This is a genomic window from Actinoplanes sp. TBRC 11911 (genome assembly GCF_012933445.1).
GTDB lineage: Bacteria > Actinomycetota > Actinomycetes > Mycobacteriales > Micromonosporaceae > Actinoplanes.
The window spans coordinates 71,547-84,823 of record NZ_JABBNC010000032.1 but is presented as its reverse complement, the minus strand read 5'-3'; the positions used below and the strand labels follow the sequence as shown (position 1 = coordinate 84,823).

At 69.5% G+C, this 13,277-nt stretch carries 17 protein-coding genes and 1 riboswitch; of the genes, 7 read left to right on the top strand and 10 right to left on the bottom strand.

What is annotated here, in order from left to right; genetic code table 11:
- Window positions 1-44: 44 nt before the first annotated feature.
- Window positions 45-150: riboswitch (TPP riboswitch) on the bottom strand.
- Between the two features lie 64 nt (window positions 151-214).
- Window positions 215-1,036: an alpha/beta fold hydrolase gene (locus tag HH310_RS32770; RefSeq protein WP_169179587.1), complete on the top strand. Its 822-nt coding sequence runs from the start codon at window positions 215-217 to the stop codon at window positions 1,034-1,036.
- A 31-nt stretch (window positions 1,037-1,067) separates the two neighbouring features.
- Window positions 1,068-1,610, top strand: coding sequence for a DUF6328 family protein (locus HH310_RS32765; RefSeq protein WP_211192904.1), 543 nt, complete (start codon window positions 1,068-1,070; stop codon window positions 1,608-1,610).
- Here the strand turns inward: HH310_RS32765 and HH310_RS32760 are convergent.
- From HH310_RS32760 to HH310_RS32730, 7 genes are read right to left on the bottom strand one after another with little or no spacing between them, the layout of a single operon-like run.
- Window positions 1,570-2,184: a hypothetical protein gene (locus HH310_RS32760; protein WP_169179586.1), complete on the bottom strand. Its 615-nt coding sequence runs from the start codon at window positions 2,182-2,184 to the stop codon at window positions 1,570-1,572. The two genes, HH310_RS32765 and HH310_RS32760, sit on opposite strands and share 41 nt — an antisense overlap.
- A gap of 27 nt (window positions 2,185-2,211) precedes the next feature.
- Entirely contained in the window at window positions 2,212-2,601 is a 390-nt protein-coding gene (locus tag HH310_RS32755) for a Fur family transcriptional regulator (protein WP_169179585.1), read from the bottom strand.
- The gene (locus HH310_RS32750; protein WP_169179584.1) at window positions 2,601-2,891 is read right to left on the bottom strand and encodes a metalloregulator ArsR/SmtB family transcription factor; all 291 of its coding nucleotides are present in this window, start codon (window positions 2,889-2,891) and stop codon (window positions 2,601-2,603) included. The genes HH310_RS32755 and HH310_RS32750 overlap by 1 nt, the downstream gene beginning before the upstream one ends.
- Before the next feature lie 30 nt (window positions 2,892-2,921).
- Complete coding sequence (locus HH310_RS32745; RefSeq protein WP_169179583.1) at window positions 2,922-3,788, bottom strand: metal ABC transporter permease; 867 nt, start codon at window positions 3,786-3,788, stop codon at window positions 2,922-2,924.
- Entirely contained in the window at window positions 3,788-4,570 is a 783-nt protein-coding gene (locus tag HH310_RS32740) for a metal ABC transporter ATP-binding protein (RefSeq protein ID WP_169179582.1), read from the bottom strand. The genes HH310_RS32745 and HH310_RS32740 overlap by 1 nt, the downstream gene beginning before the upstream one ends.
- Window positions 4,570-5,457: a metal ABC transporter substrate-binding protein gene (locus HH310_RS32735; protein ID WP_169179581.1), complete on the bottom strand. Its 888-nt coding sequence runs from the start codon at window positions 5,455-5,457 to the stop codon at window positions 4,570-4,572. The genes HH310_RS32740 and HH310_RS32735 overlap by 1 nt, the downstream gene beginning before the upstream one ends.
- Window positions 5,458-5,503: 46 nt before the next feature.
- Window positions 5,504-5,758, bottom strand: coding sequence for a DUF6703 family protein (locus HH310_RS32730; RefSeq protein ID WP_169179580.1), 255 nt, complete (start codon window positions 5,756-5,758; stop codon window positions 5,504-5,506).
- Between the two features lie 35 nt (window positions 5,759-5,793).
- On the opposite strand from HH310_RS32730, the gene HH310_RS32725 reads away from it, so the two are divergent.
- The 3 genes from HH310_RS32725 (at window position 5,794) to HH310_RS32715 (ending at window position 8,087) form a co-directional block, all read left to right on the top strand.
- Complete coding sequence (locus tag HH310_RS32725; RefSeq protein ID WP_169179579.1) at window positions 5,794-6,135, top strand: antibiotic biosynthesis monooxygenase; 342 nt, start codon at window positions 5,794-5,796, stop codon at window positions 6,133-6,135.
- A gap of 16 nt (window positions 6,136-6,151) precedes the next feature.
- Window positions 6,152-6,646, top strand: coding sequence for a hypothetical protein (locus HH310_RS32720; RefSeq protein ID WP_169179578.1), 495 nt, complete (start codon window positions 6,152-6,154; stop codon window positions 6,644-6,646).
- Window positions 6,647-6,713: 67 nt separating this feature from the next.
- The gene (locus HH310_RS32715; protein ID WP_169179577.1) at window positions 6,714-8,087 is read left to right on the top strand and encodes a glycine--tRNA ligase; all 1,374 of its coding nucleotides are present in this window, start codon (window positions 6,714-6,716) and stop codon (window positions 8,085-8,087) included.
- Window positions 8,088-8,094: 7 nt separating this feature from the next.
- On the opposite strand, the gene HH310_RS32710 is transcribed toward HH310_RS32715, so the two are convergent.
- Complete coding sequence (locus HH310_RS32710; RefSeq protein WP_312034473.1) at window positions 8,095-8,580, bottom strand: XdhC family protein; 486 nt, start codon at window positions 8,578-8,580, stop codon at window positions 8,095-8,097.
- Window positions 8,581-8,888: 308 nt separating this feature from the next.
- On the opposite strand from HH310_RS32710, the gene HH310_RS32705 reads away from it, so the two are divergent.
- Both HH310_RS32705 and dusB read left to right on the top strand, forming a co-directional pair.
- Window positions 8,889-9,383 (top strand): hypothetical protein, encoded by a 495-nt coding sequence (locus HH310_RS32705; protein ID WP_211192903.1) that lies wholly within the window; start codon window positions 8,889-8,891, stop codon window positions 9,381-9,383.
- Between the two features lie 36 nt (window positions 9,384-9,419).
- The gene (gene dusB / locus HH310_RS32700; protein ID WP_169179575.1) at window positions 9,420-10,565 is read left to right on the top strand and encodes a tRNA dihydrouridine synthase DusB; all 1,146 of its coding nucleotides are present in this window, start codon (window positions 9,420-9,422) and stop codon (window positions 10,563-10,565) included.
- On the opposite strand, the gene HH310_RS32695 is transcribed toward dusB, so the two are convergent.
- Window positions 10,554-11,654 carry an MFS transporter gene (locus HH310_RS32695; RefSeq protein WP_312034472.1) on the bottom strand — a complete coding sequence of 367 codons (1,101 nt, stop codon included), beginning with the start codon at window positions 11,652-11,654 and terminating at the stop codon, window positions 10,554-10,556. The two genes, dusB and HH310_RS32695, sit on opposite strands and share 12 nt — an antisense overlap.
- A gap of 81 nt (window positions 11,655-11,735) precedes the next feature.
- Window positions 11,736-12,815 carry a DUF2786 domain-containing protein gene (locus tag HH310_RS32690; RefSeq protein WP_169179574.1) on the bottom strand — a complete coding sequence of 360 codons (1,080 nt, stop codon included), beginning with the start codon at window positions 12,813-12,815 and terminating at the stop codon, window positions 11,736-11,738.
- Window positions 12,816-13,277: the final 462 nt, after the last annotated feature.

Here is a 13,277-nt window from a genome sequence, read left to right as displayed (position 1 = left end):
GGGAGGAGACGCACGCCGTACGCCCTCATTGGCGTTACGACGCGGCTGGAGAAAGACCGAACTTCCTGCGCTGGCATTACCCAGATCAGGTGCGAGGGTCTGCGGGTGGTAACCGCACTCTCAGCGCTGTGCGCTCCCCTGTCGGATTGCATGTGTTTCGATGGAAAACCGTAACACCCAGGGTCGTTTGCGAACAGCGAGGGAGTGATCACACATGGAGGTCAGCGCGCGTGGCTTCACCTTTGACGTCTATGAGGGTGGGCCGGCCGACGGTGAACCCGTGCTCCTGCTGCACGGTTTCCCGCAGGACCATCGCGAGTTCGATCTCCTCACCCCGCACCTCCATTCCCAAGGCCTTCGCACGTACGCCCTGGATCAGCGCGGCACCACGCCCGGCGCCCGCCCGCCGGCCGTCGGCGACTACCGGATTTCCGAGATCGTCGCCGACGCGCTGGCCGTGCTGGACGCCCTCGGGCTGGAGTCCGCGCACGTCGTCGGCCACGACTGGGGTGCGCAGGTGGGCTGGCTGCTGGCCGCGCTGCATCCGGAGCGGGTGCGCACGCTGACCGCCGTCTCGGTACCGCATCCGAAGGCGCTGTTGCTCGCCATGCGGGTCAAGCCGACCCAGAAGGCGCGGATGGCGTACTTCCGGGCTTTCCAGTCGTCGAGGTCCGAGCGGCTGCTGAGCGCGGGGGGCGGCGCCGCGTTGAAGGCGATGCTGCGCCCCGGCGGTCCCCGCGGCCCGATGTACGTGGACGCCATGCTGGCCGAGCCGGAGCGGCTCACCGCGGGGCTGAACTGGTACCGGGCGCTGACCGGTGACCAGCTCAAGAACGTCGGCATGATCACCGTGCCGACCACGTTCGTCTGGAGCGACCGCGACGGCGTGGTCTCGCGTCTGGCCGCGTTGCGCACCCGGGACTGGGTCGAGGCCGACTACCAGTTGGTCGCGATGCGCGGGATCAGTCACTGGGTGCCGGAGCAGGCTCCGCAGTCGCTGGCCGACGCGGTGATCGCTCGCATCCGCAAAGTTTGATGTTCATGGAATCAGGGCACTCGGTTTCGTCATGGTGAGCGAGAAGCGGCGCATCAGGGACGAGTCCGACAAGCATCGATGGGACCGTAACTTCGCGGACCTGCTTCAGGAGCTGCGGGTCACCCAGACCGGCGTGCAGATCCTCTTCGCGTTCCTGCTGACGATCCCGTTCGCCAACGGTTTCCCCCGGACCACGGCGTTCCAGAAGGACGTCTACATGGTCGCGCTGCTGTCCGCGGCCGGCGCGGCCGCGATGATCATCGCCCCGGTGGCGTTCCACCGCGCGTTGTTCCGGCAGGGACGCAAGCCGGAGCTCGTGCGCAACGCGCACCAGATGGCGACCGGTGGCCTGGCCTTCCTGCTGATCTCGATGGTGAGCAGCGTCCTGCTGATCTCGGACTTCATCTTCGCGTGGCCGATGGCGGTGATCTTCACGTCGGCGACGGCGGTCTTCTTCCTGTCGCTGTGGGTCGCCTACCCGCTGTACCGGCACAACTGGATCGACGAGGACGAAGAGGAAGAGGACGACGAGGTCAGCGGCGACGACCTGATGCCGACAGACCGAGCTTCCTGAGTTCCAGCTCGGCCAGCGCGTCGACCGCCTCCGGGTCGCCGTTGCGCCAGCTCTGCGCGATGTCCGGGCCGAGCCGGGTGAGATCGCCCAGCGGCGCGCTCGCGAGTGCCCGCAGGGCGAGCAGGTCACGACCGGCCGGCGCGTCGCGGACCGCGGCCGCCGTCCCGGCTCGCAGGACCCAGCGCAGCCGCAGCGGCAGCCAGAGGAACAACACCAGCGCCAGCGGCACCGCCACCGCGACCAGGGCCATGATCAGTGCCATCTGGTCGACGACTTCCTGCTGCTGGCGGCCCGCGTCGGCGAGCGATCGGGCCGCGTCGGCCGCGCCGTTGAACGGCTTGACCAGTTGGTCGCCGACCAGCGGGACGCGGCCCACCTTGCTCCCGGCGTCGGTCAGGTTGTCGGCGATGCCGCCGCCCGCGCTCTCGAGCTTCTGCCCGGGCACGCCGAGTTTCTGCACCATGTCGTACACCCACATGGCGGCCCGGATCCACAGGTAGACCCAGATGACGACGATGAGATCGGTGATCAGCTGACGAACTGCGGTGGGGAGCCGGTCGGCGTAGAGCTTCACGCGGCTCAGCGTCGCACGTGGAGCGACTCAGCGCTTCCCGGAGCAGTCCTGGCAGGTCCCGAAGATCTCCAACGTGTGCGAGACATCGACGAAGCCGTGTTGTCCGGCCACCTTGTCGGCCCACGACTCGACCGCCGGACCCTCCACCTCCACCGCGGTGCCGCAGGACCGGCAGACCAGATGGTGGTGGTGTCCCTTGTTGCACCGGCGGTACAGGTGCTCGCCGCCGGGCGGCCGCATCACGTCGATCTCGCCGGCGTCGGCCAACCCCTGCAGCGTGCGATAGACCGTGGTCAGGCCGACCCGTTCGCCGCGCGCGCGCAGCTTGGCGTGCAGGTCTTGAGCGCTGTTGAAGCCCTCGGTCTCGGACAGCACGGCACTGACCGCGCTGCGTTGCTTCGTGTTGCGCTCGGTCATCAATCCTCCCTCGCGTGGCTCACGGCATCGGCAACGATATGTGCCACGTGGTCGTCAACAAGGGAGTATGCGATCTCGCGACCACGTCGGGCACCCCGAACCACCCCGGCACCGCGCAGCACCCGCAGGTGCTGCGAGACGAGGGGTTGCGGCGCGCCCAGCTTCTCCACCAACTCGTGCACACAACGCTCACCGACACCGAGCTCGGCGACGATCGCAACCCGGATCGGCGCGGAGAGAGCTCGCAACAGCTCCCCGGCCGACTCGTACGCTTCATAGCCGGAACTCATCGTCGCGACCACCGTATCGCGACGGCCCGGTTACGCATGCAGGACCACATCCGGTGGTTCCACCTCCCGTGGCGGATTGACCCGCCGGCGCAGCGCCCGCCATGCGGCGCCCCCGGCGGTGATGGCGACGAATGCGACCAGCGCCAGGATCACCGTGGTGGCTCCCGGCGCGGTGTCGATCTCGGCGGAGGCGACCACGCCCAGACCGGCCGCGAGCAGGCCGATCAGCATGGCGGCCGCCATCGTCGTACGGAACCCGCGGGTGACCTGTTGCGCGGCGGCCACCGGCACCACCATCAGCGCGGACACCAGCAGCAGGCCGACCGTGCGCATGGCGATCGTGACGGTCACCGCGGCGGTCACCGCCATCAGGATGTTGAGCGTCCGGACCGGCAGGCCGCTCACCCGGGCGTACTCCTCGTCGTTGGAGACCGCGAACAGCGCCGGCCGGAACCCCGTCATGGTGGCCAGCACCAGCACCCCGAGCACCGCTATCACCACGATGTCCTGGGTCGACGTGGTGATCAGCGAGCCGAACAGATACTGCATGAGGTTCGCGTTGCTGCTGTCGTCGGAGAGCCCGACCAGCACCACGCCGCCGGCGATCCCGCCGTAGAAGAGCAGCGCCAGCGCCAGGTCGCCGGAGGTGCGGCCGCGCTGGCGGATCAGCTCGACACCGACCGCGCCGATCGCCGAGACGATCACCGCGGTGATCACCGGGGAGTGGTGCAGCAGCAACCCGACGCCGACGCCGGTGAGCGCCACGTGCCCGATCCCGTCGCCGATCAGCGACAGCCGGCGCTGCACCAGATAGATGCCGAGCGACGGCGCGGCCAGCCCGATGATCAGCGCCCCGACGAGCGCTCTGATCATGAAGTCGTAGGTGAACAGGTCCATCAGTTGGCCGCCATCCGGTCGGTGGGGGCCCAGTCGCAGATGCCGGGCTGCTCCTGCTCGGCGTGCGGGTGCACGTGGTCGTGGTCCGGGTCGGCGTGGTGCCCGGCCGGTTCCGGCAGCGCCACCTGATGCGCGATCCGGCCCTCGTGCACCACCACGGCCCGGTCGATCAGCGGTTGCAGCGGGCCCAGCTCGTGCGCGACCAGCAGAATCGTGCCGCCGCGCTCGCCGAACCGGCCCAGCGAAGCGGCGAACGCCTGCTGGCTGGCCGCGTCCACGCCGGCCGTGGGCTCGTCCAGCACCAGCAGGTCGGGCTTGCCGGCCAGGGCGCGCGCGATCAGCGTGCGCTGCTGCTGGCCACCGGAGAGCGTGCTGACCGGGTCGCCGATCCGGTCCAGCAGACCCACGTCGGTCAACGCCTCGCGCACCGCGGCCCGGTCCGCGCCGCCGGACGGGCGGAAGATCCCGCGGCGGGCCAGCCGGCCGGACGCGACCACCTCGCCCACGGTGGCCGGGACGCCGCTGCCGGCACCCAGGCGCTGCGGCACGTAACCGACCCGGGCCCACTCCCGGAAGCGGCGCAGCGGGGTGCCGAACAGATCGATCCGGCCGCCGCTGACCGGCACCAGCCCGAGGATCGAGCGGATCAGCGTGGACTTGCCCGAGCCGTTCGCGCCGAGCACCGCCACCACCTCGCCCGCGGCGACGCTCATCGTGACGTCGTGGAGGATCGTCCGGCCGTCGTAGCCGACCGCGGCACGGTCCACCTGCACCACACTCATCAAGCACACCCCAGGGCTGTGGTCAGCGCGGCGAGGTTGCCACGCATCACGGAGAAGTAGTCGCCGGGTCCGGTAATTCCTTCGAGCGGGTCGAGCACCGCCGTCTTGGCGCCGACCTCGCGGGCGATCGTGTCGGCCACCTTGGGGCTGACCAGGGTCTCGAAGAAGATTGTCGTGGTGCCGGTGGCGCGGGCGTCCGTCGCCACGTCGGCGAGCCGGCGCGGGGACGGCTCGGCCTCCGGGGAGATCCCGGTGATACCGATCTGGGTCAGGCCGTAACGGTCCGCCAGATAGTGGAAAGCGCTGTGGCTGGTGACGATCTCCCGGCGTACGCAATCCTTGAGGCCTTGGGTGAATTCGGTGTTCAGCGCGTCGAGCTCGGAGTGCACGGCGGCGGCCCGCTGGGTGTAGAGGTCCGCGTGCGCGGGGTCGGCCTCGGCCAGCCGGGCGCCCAGCCGGTCGGCGATGGTGGCGAACCGGACCGGATCGAGCCAGACGTGCGGGTCGGCGCCGCCCAGCGTGTCGTCGCCGTCGCTCGCGCTCAGCAGCGGGACCGTCTCGCCCACGTCGAAGGACCGGCCCTTCGCCTCCTGGGCCACCGCGTCGTCCACGGCCGGCTGGAATCCGCGCAGGTAGACCGCGACACCGGCGTCGGCGACGTCGGCCACCTGGCGAGGGTTCAGCTCGACGTCGTGCGGCTCGGCGCCCGGCTTGGTGAGGTTGGTGACGCGCACCTGGTCGCCGCCGATGCGCTCGCTCAGGAACTGCAGGGGGTAGAAGGCGCTGACCACGTTCAGCCGGCCGGCCTCGAACCCGGCCGCGGACGCGCGTGCGCCACAACCCGCCGCGACCGCGAGGGTCAGCAGGACAGGTAGCAGTCGGCGCATATCACCAACTGTCCATGACAATGATAATGATTGTCAAAAGCGCATATCACAGAGCCTTGGCCACCACCGCGGCCACGAGCAGCGTCAGCAGCATCAGGCGTACCACGCGGGTCGATGGGGACTGGACCGGCCAGGTGGTGTACGTCAATGCGGCCAAGGCCAGGGCCAGCACGAACAGCAGCGCGGCGCCCACGATGCCGGGCAGGAACAGGCCGGCCAGCATCACCGCGAGCGCTCCGATGAACGCTGTGGTCGGATTCACCCGGGCCAGGCGCCGGAGCAGATTGTCGGACGGGGTCAAACTCGGCTCCTCGCGTCGTGCGTACGCTTCGTCGCATGCTGGTGCTCAACCGCTTCGTCGTCCCGCCCGATGCGCCGGACGAGTTCGTCTCGCGCGCGCACGCCGCGCTCGCCGCCCTGGCCGCCAGTACCGGATATGTCTCCGGCCGGCTGACCCGCGCGCTCGACGACCCCGCCCACTGGACCCTGGTGACCGAGTGGGAGTCCGTCGGAGCCTACCGGCGCGCCCTGGGCGGGTTCGACGTGAAGGTGCACGCGACCCCGCTGCTGTCCGAGTCGCTCGACGAGCCGTCCGCGTTCGAGACGTTGGCCAGCGCTTCGCCCGGCGGCGAGATCGTTGTGGCGACAAGTGACCGGGCAACGGAGCAGTGGCGCTGACGACTAGTCTTTTCTCATGACGACGGCGCCTCACGTTCCCGCACCGCCACCGGGCCCCGGCGTCCAACCGCCGTTCCCGGCGCCGCCCGTCGAGGGCAAGGGCCGGCGCATCGGCCTGGCCCTGGGCATCGCGGCGACGGTGCTGGTCCTGGTGTGCGGTGGCGGCGGCATCGCGGTGGTCGGCCTGGGCGCGTCGGCGCAGGGGTCGATGGACGAGCGCGCCCAGGCAGCGGTCCGCGACTATCTGGACGCCCTGCACGACAAGGACTACGCCAAGGCGTACGACCAGCTCTGTGACCAGGCGCAGCGCCAGGAGAGCCCGGCCGAGTTCCGCAGCCGCGTCACGCGCGAGCCGGCCATCGAAACGTATCGGCTCGGCCAGTTCAATCTGGTGTACGGTTCGGTCCCGGTCGATGCCACCTACACCGACGGGCAGACCGGCGAGCTCGAGGCGTTTCTGGGGCAGGACCGCTCCACGGGCGAGTTCGAGGTGTGTGAGCTCTCCGAGTAATCTCGCTGTTTGTCCGGTTCCATCCGTCCTGTACGCCCCGCCGACACCCAGCCGGCGTAGGAGGAAAATGCCCGCCGACCGTATTGACGCCGTCGTCAGCCTGGCCAAGCGCCGGGGGTTCGTCTTCCCCTCCAGCGAGATCTACGGGGGGACCCGCTCGGCCTGGGACTACGGTCCGCTGGGTGTCGAGCTGAAGGAGAACGTACGCCGCGAGTGGTGGCGCACCATGGTCCAGCAGCGTGACGACATCGTCGGCCTCGACTCCGCCGTCATCCTGGCTCGCGACGTCTGGGCCGCCTCCGGGCACCTCGACGCGTTCGTCGACCCGCTGACCGAGTGCCAGTCGTGCCACAAGCGTTTCCGTGCCGATCACCTCGAGGAGGCGTACGAGGGGAAGCATGGGGCGTTGCCTTCGTCGCTGCAGGAACTGAACTGCCCGAACTGCGGGAACAAGGGCACCTTCACCGAGCCGAAGATGTTCAACGGCCTGATGAAGACCTATCTCGGCCCGACCGACAGCGCCGACGGACTGCATTACCTCCGTCCGGAGACCGCGCAGGGCATCTTCGTCAACTACAACAACGTGGCCACCGCGGCGCGCAAGAAGCCGCCGTTCGGTATCGCGCAGGTCGGCAAGAGCTTCCGCAACGAGATCACGCCGGGCAACTTCATCTTCCGTACGCGTGAGTTCGAGCAGATGGAGATGGAATTCTTCGTCGAGCCCGGCAGCGACGAGACGTGGCACGACTACTGGCTGCAGGAACGCTGGAACTGGTATCGCGATCTCGGCCTGTCCGAGACCAACCTGCGGTTCTACGAGCATCCGAAAGAGAAGCTCTCGCACTACTCGAAGCGGACCGTCGACATCGAGTACCGCTTCCAGTTCGGCGGCACCGAGTTCGCCGAGCTGGAGGGCGTCGCCAACCGCACCGACTTCGACCTGTCCACGCACTCGAAGCACTCCGGCGCCGATCTCTCCTATTTCGACCAGGAGAAGCAGGAACGCTGGGTGCCGTACGTGATCGAGCCGGCGGCCGGGCTGACCCGCGCGGTGCTGGCGTTCCTGCTCGAGGCGTACGACGAGGACGAGGCGCCGAACACCAAGGGCGGGGTGGACAAGCGCACGGTGATGCGGTTCGACCCGCGGCTGGCGCCGGTCAAGGTGGCGGTGCTGCCGCTGTCGCGTAACCCGGAGCTGTCCCCGAAGGCCCGCGCGCTGGCGGCGACGCTGCGCAAGCGCTGGATCGTCGAGTTCGACGACTCGCAGGCGATCGGCCGCCGGTACCGCCGCCAGGACGAGATCGGCACCCCGTTCTGCGTGACGGTCGACTTCGACACGCTGACCGACGACGCCGTGACGGTCCGCGACCGCGACACGATGAAGCAGGAGCGGGTCTCCCTCGACCAGATCGAGGACTACCTGATCAAGCGGTTGTATTAGTTGGTTTTTAGAAGTTGAAGCCGCCCGGTCGGTTGTTGCGGTCCGCGATGAGGCCGGCCAGGGTCGCGATGGCGATCTCGGCCGCCGTCCGTGACCCGATGTTGAGGCCGACCGGGCGGTGCACGCGGGCGATCTGATCGTCCGGGACGCCGAGAGCTTTGAGGGCCGCGATGTGCGGCCCTTCTTTCTTCGGGTTGCCGATCACGCCGATCCAGCGGGTCTGCGCTTCGAGGGCTTGCTTGAGCATGTCGCCCAGCTCGGGCCGGTCGTGGTCGGCCATCACGACGTCGGTGTGCTCGTCCAGGTCGGCGGCCGCGAAGTCGTGCACGAAGAGGTCGCCGTGCGGTTTGGGCGTGCCCATGAGCTTGGTCTGGTCCGGTTCGACGAGGACCGACGCGAAGCCGACCTCGACCGCGAGCCGCAGCAGCACTTCCGCGACGGCCGACTCGAACACGACAACGAGCCGCCGCGGCCCCCGATCAACATCCCCCACGCAGCCGACTCTGCCAGACCGGGGGGTCGCGCGTCAGGGGGACTTGTCTAGCGCCTAGTATGTCCGTGCCTGAAAAAGCGATAACCCCGGCGGCATGCCGAGTGGCAGAGGCGACCGGGGTCTTCGTCAACCATCCTAGCGCACGGGGGAACGGAATGACTGGCGGGTCAAGCGAATCAAAGCAATTGGAGCGGCGGTTATCACCCGAAAGGGTCGCTCCGTTCAGGGCCGCCTCAGCCGGTGATCTTGACAAGGCAATGGAACTATATGCCTGGAATGCCATCTTGGCGGGGTCGATGTCGGCAACCATGGCACACGTCGAGGTCATACTTCGGAACGCCATCCACGAGAACCTGAGCGCGTGGTCCGCCCAGCGGTTCGGCGAGCCGAGGTGGTACCTCGATCCCGGAGGCATTCTTCAGCCCAGGGCCCTCGATGACATCCAATCGGCTCGTCGGCGTGCGGCTCGAGGAGGTCGCTCCGAGACGCCAGGCCGGGTTGTCGCCGAGCTGACCCTGGGTTTCTGGCGATACATGCTGGCCAAGCAGTATGACCGGACACTCTGGCGTACGACGCTCTACCAGGCGTTTCCTGGCCAGCGTTCCCGCCGCATCGTCTATGACGCGGCCACCGTTCTGCATTTGTGCCGGAATCGGCTGGCTCACCAGGAAGCGATCTTCAACCGACCCGTGGACGACATCCGTTTCGTGGCGTTGGTGCTGGCCGATTGGATCTGTCCGACCAGTCGCGTCTGGATCGAGCGCCACTGTGAGATCGAGGCGGTGCTGGACGAGCGGCCCTAGCCGGGCGGGCTTCGGGGGCGCGGCGCCGGGCATGGCATGCTCGAAGGCGTGATTTCGCCCCTGAAGCTCGGCAACCGAGCCGTAAGCCCACCCGTCGTGCTGGCGCCCATGGCCGGCATCACCAACGTGGCGTTCCGGCGGCTGTGCCGGGAGCAAGGCGGCGGTGTCTACGTCAACGAGATGATTACGACGCGGGCGCTGGTGGAGCGGATCCCCAAGACGCTGAAGATGATCGCGTTCGCCGAGGACGAGAGCTTCCGGAGCCTGCAGCTGTACGGGGTGGACCCGCAGGTCGTGGGCGCTGCCGTGCGGATGGTCGGCGAGGACAACCTGGCCGATCACGTCGACCTCAACTTCGGCTGTCCGGTGCCCAAGGTGACCCGGCGCGGTGGCGGTGCCGCGCTGCCCTGGCGGCGGCAGCTCTTCGCGCGCATCGTGCACGAAGCGGTCGAGGCGGCCAAGCCGTACGGGATCCCGCTCACCGTCAAGATGCGCAAGGGCATCGACGACGACCATCTGACGTACGTGGAAGCGGGTTTGATCGCCCAGGAAGCGGGCGCCGCCGTGGTGGCTCTGCACGCGCGCACCGCCGAGCAGCGGTATTCGGGCGAGGCGGACTGGGACGCGATCGCCACGCTCAAGCAGGCCCTCGACGTGCCGGTGCTGGGCAACGGGGACATCTGGGAGGGTTCGGACGCGCTGCGGATGGTCGAGCACACCGGCGTGGATGGTGTGGTTGTCGGGCGGGGCTGTCTCGGGCGGCCGTGGCTGTTCGCCGACCTGGAGGCCGCGTTCACGCAGGGTGCGGACTACAAGCCGGTGCTGCCCACGCTCGGTGAGGTCGCGAAGATGATGGCGCGGCACGCCGAGTTGCTGGTCGACGCGCTCGAGGACGAGAGGCACGGCTGCGCCGACTTCCGCAAGCACGTGGCCTGGTATTTGAAGGGCTTCCCGATCGGCGGTGAGCTGCGCCGGCGCCTCGCGATGATCTCGTCGCTGGCCGAGCTCGACGACCTGCTGGGCAAGCTCGACCCGGCCGAGCCGTTCCCGGTCGAGACGCTGGGCCAGCCGCGCGGCCGGGTCAACGCTCCGGGGAAGGTGTCGCTGCCGTACGGCTGGCTGGAGAGCCGCGACGACGTGTCGGTTCCGTCGGGTGCCGAGATGGAGAATTCAGGCGGCTAGGGCGGTCAGCAGCAACGGGATCGCGCACACCACGAACAACCAGGTCAACGGCGCGGGCACGGCGAACAGCCCGTAGAGGCAGACGGCGAACACCTCGCTTGCGAACCCGGCCACCGACAGGACCGTGGTGCGCGCCCGCCCGGTGATCGTGTCCTGCAGGCGGGTCTCGGCGGCGATCATCGCGAACTCCAGCAAGCCGAACGCGGCGGAAACCGCGATCATGCCGGCCGGATGCGGGATCAAGGCCCCCGTAAGCAGGACGGCGGCGACGAGCAGCGGGGGCCGGGGCCCGATCGCGGCGTAGCGGCCGGCGAGTGCGCTGCCCGCGGCCATCGCCAGGGCGGTGACCGCGTAGAACAGGGGCACGCTCGCGGTCGTGGCACCGTGGTCGCGGGCCAGGACCGGCAGATACTCGTCGAGAGCGGTGAATCCGGGGACCAGGGCGGCGACGAGCACGGCCCGGACGACTCGCTTGCTGCCCGTCGCTTGCCGGACGCCATCACGAAGAATACGGAAATATCCGGATTCGTCGTCATCGTCCTCGCCACCGCGGGCAGACTCGGGCAGGCGCAACGCCAACGCGCCACCCACCAGCTTGACGGCGATGCTGACCGCGCCGACCAGCGCATATCCGCCAAACGACCAGGCCGGCGCCGCGACCAGCGTGGCCACGAGAATCGCCAGGGTCGCGACCGTGTTACCCCGGCCCACAATCCGCGCGTACGACGAGGCCTTGCCCGGCTCGGGCTTCGCCGCCGCCTTTGCCGCCGCCGCACCCTCGGCCTGGAGCTCGTCGTAGACCAGCGCCTCCAGCGTCCCCGACCCGAGCGCCCCGCCCACACCCCACAGCACGAACCCGAGCGCGAACCCCGGATAGGCCGGCCAGACGATCCACACCGCATAGCCGGCGGCGGTCAGCCACTCACCGAGGGCGTACAGCTTGCGCCGCGACCAGGTGTCAGCGAGCGCCCCGGACGGAATCTCCGCCACGAAGGACACGACCGACCAGAGGGCGAACAGCGTCGACAACTCGGCCGTGCTGAGACCCCGGTCGGCGAACAGCAGCGCATAGACCGGGTAGAGGAGCACGCCGTCCCCACAGGCACGAACGGCGTAGAACAGCCGGTGTCAGTTTCGAGGTGGGTGCATGGGTTCATGCTGCCCGACGCGTCAAGCGAGTTTCGCCTCGTCGGCCGCGGCCCGGCCGGACTCCCACCCCTCGAGGCTGTCGACACGGCTGCCGCGCGACCGGACCGTACGGGGAAAGGCCTTGTCCATCGCCTCCCGCACCTGCACGTCCCGGTTGCGCAGCACGGGCAGCAGGTCGGTGTGCCGCTCGATCTCGTGCCGTGTCGTCTGCTCGAGGCGCTCGCCGATCCGGACCGCGTACGCGACCAGGAAGCTGCGCCGGAACGCCTTCACCCGCGCCTTGCCCTTGGCCGGTTCGTCGCGCGCCATCGCCCGGTTGGCCTGCACCAGCAGCGACGTGTACAGCAGCTCCACCGCGTCGATGTCCGCGTCGAACCCGAACAGCGTCGAGAACCCGAGCTCCGGCGACCACACCGTACGGCAGGAGTTTGCCCTGGCCACGGCGTCGAGCAGGCTGGCTTTCTCACTCTCGTACGGGTGGTCGACCCCGATCCGCCGCGCGAACGGCGTGACGTCGGCCCGCTCGGAGCTCAACGCGTCGTCGATCCGATGCCGCGCGATCAACTCCTGCGCCTTCGCCGAGAACGCCTCCGCCTCGGCCGGAAAATCCGTCGACTCGGCCTTGGCGAGCAGCGCACGCACCCGATCCAGTACGCGGTTGTCGGCCCCTCCCGCTCGCGGCCCCGCAGGCACCGTGCCCGGCGGCGGAATCAGCACCTGAATAGCCGGCAGCCGGCGCAGCTCCCGAAGCAGCCCGAGCGTCGAGTCCAGCAGCGTCACCCGATCCGGCACCCGCCCCCCGCGCGGCAGCTCCTCGGCCTGCCCCCGCCACCGCGGATCAACATCGTCAAACCCTTGCAAATGCTCCCGTACGGCGTCCGCGGCCAGCCGCCCCTGCACGGGATCCCCGAGCCGCGCCACCACCCGGTAAAGCTCCCCAGGCTGCCACCCACCCCGGATGAGCCGCGTGAACTCGGTCTTCAGAGCACCGGCGAGCACCGGATCAACTTCGGCCGCGGGTGCAACGGTGAGCGCGTCAAGCCCCGCCTCAAAGGGGATGGCCCCGCCAAGCACTCCACGAACAACCTCGTCAACCGACACCCTTCCAACGATATGCGGCGCCCCCGCCCAAGCAGTCCGTGGATCACCCCGCCCCAGGCACCGAGCGATGTCCGCGGCCCGGTCGCGACCCCGGCCCGGTCCCGGTTCCGGCCCGGTCCCGGTCGCGTCGTGGTCCCGGCTCGGTCGCGGTTCCGGCGCGGTTCCGGCCCCGTCGCGTCGCGGTTCCGGCTCGGTCCCGGTCGCGTCGCGGTCCCGGTCGCGTCGCGGTCCCGGTCGCGTCGCGGTCCCGGTCGCGTCGCGGTCGTGTCGTGGTCCCGGTTCCGGTCGCGTCGTGGTCCCGGTCGCGTCGCGGTTCCGGCTCGGTCCCGGCTCGGTCCCGGTCGTGTCGTGGTCCCGGTCCCGGTCGCGTCGCGGTCCCGGTCGCGTAGCGGTCGCGTCGCGTTCCCGGCTCGGTCGCGGCCCCGTCGCGGTTCCGGCTCGGTCGCGGTCCCCGTCTGCGTC

Coding starts and splice junctions, on each gene's coding strand:
- HH310_RS32770 (WP_169179587.1), top strand. CDS start 215: ATGGAGGTCAGCGCGCGTGGCTTCACCTTTGACGTCTATGAGGGTGGG.
- HH310_RS32765 (WP_211192904.1), top strand. CDS start 1,068: ATGGTGAGCGAGAAGCGGCGCATCAGGGACGAGTCCGACAAGCATCGA.
- HH310_RS32755 (WP_169179585.1), bottom strand. CDS start 2,601: ATGACCGAGCGCAACACGAAGCAACGCAGCGCGGTCAGTGCCGTGCTG.
- HH310_RS32750 (WP_169179584.1), bottom strand. CDS start 2,891: ATGAGTTCCGGCTATGAAGCGTACGAGTCGGCCGGGGAGCTGTTGCGA.
- HH310_RS32745 (WP_169179583.1), bottom strand. CDS start 3,788: ATGGACCTGTTCACCTACGACTTCATGATCAGAGCGCTCGTCGGGGCG.
- HH310_RS32740 (WP_169179582.1), bottom strand. CDS start 4,570: ATGAGTGTGGTGCAGGTGGACCGTGCCGCGGTCGGCTACGACGGCCGG.
- HH310_RS32735 (WP_169179581.1), bottom strand. CDS start 5,457: ATGCGCCGACTGCTACCTGTCCTGCTGACCCTCGCGGTCGCGGCGGGT.
- HH310_RS32725 (WP_169179579.1), top strand. CDS start 5,794: ATGCTGGTGCTCAACCGCTTCGTCGTCCCGCCCGATGCGCCGGACGAG.
- HH310_RS32720 (WP_169179578.1), top strand. CDS start 6,152: ATGACGACGGCGCCTCACGTTCCCGCACCGCCACCGGGCCCCGGCGTC.
- HH310_RS32715 (WP_169179577.1), top strand. CDS start 6,714: ATGCCCGCCGACCGTATTGACGCCGTCGTCAGCCTGGCCAAGCGCCGG.
- HH310_RS32705 (WP_211192903.1), top strand. CDS start 8,889: ATGGCACACGTCGAGGTCATACTTCGGAACGCCATCCACGAGAACCTG.
- dusB (WP_169179575.1), top strand. CDS start 9,420: ATGCTCGAAGGCGTGATTTCGCCCCTGAAGCTCGGCAACCGAGCCGTA.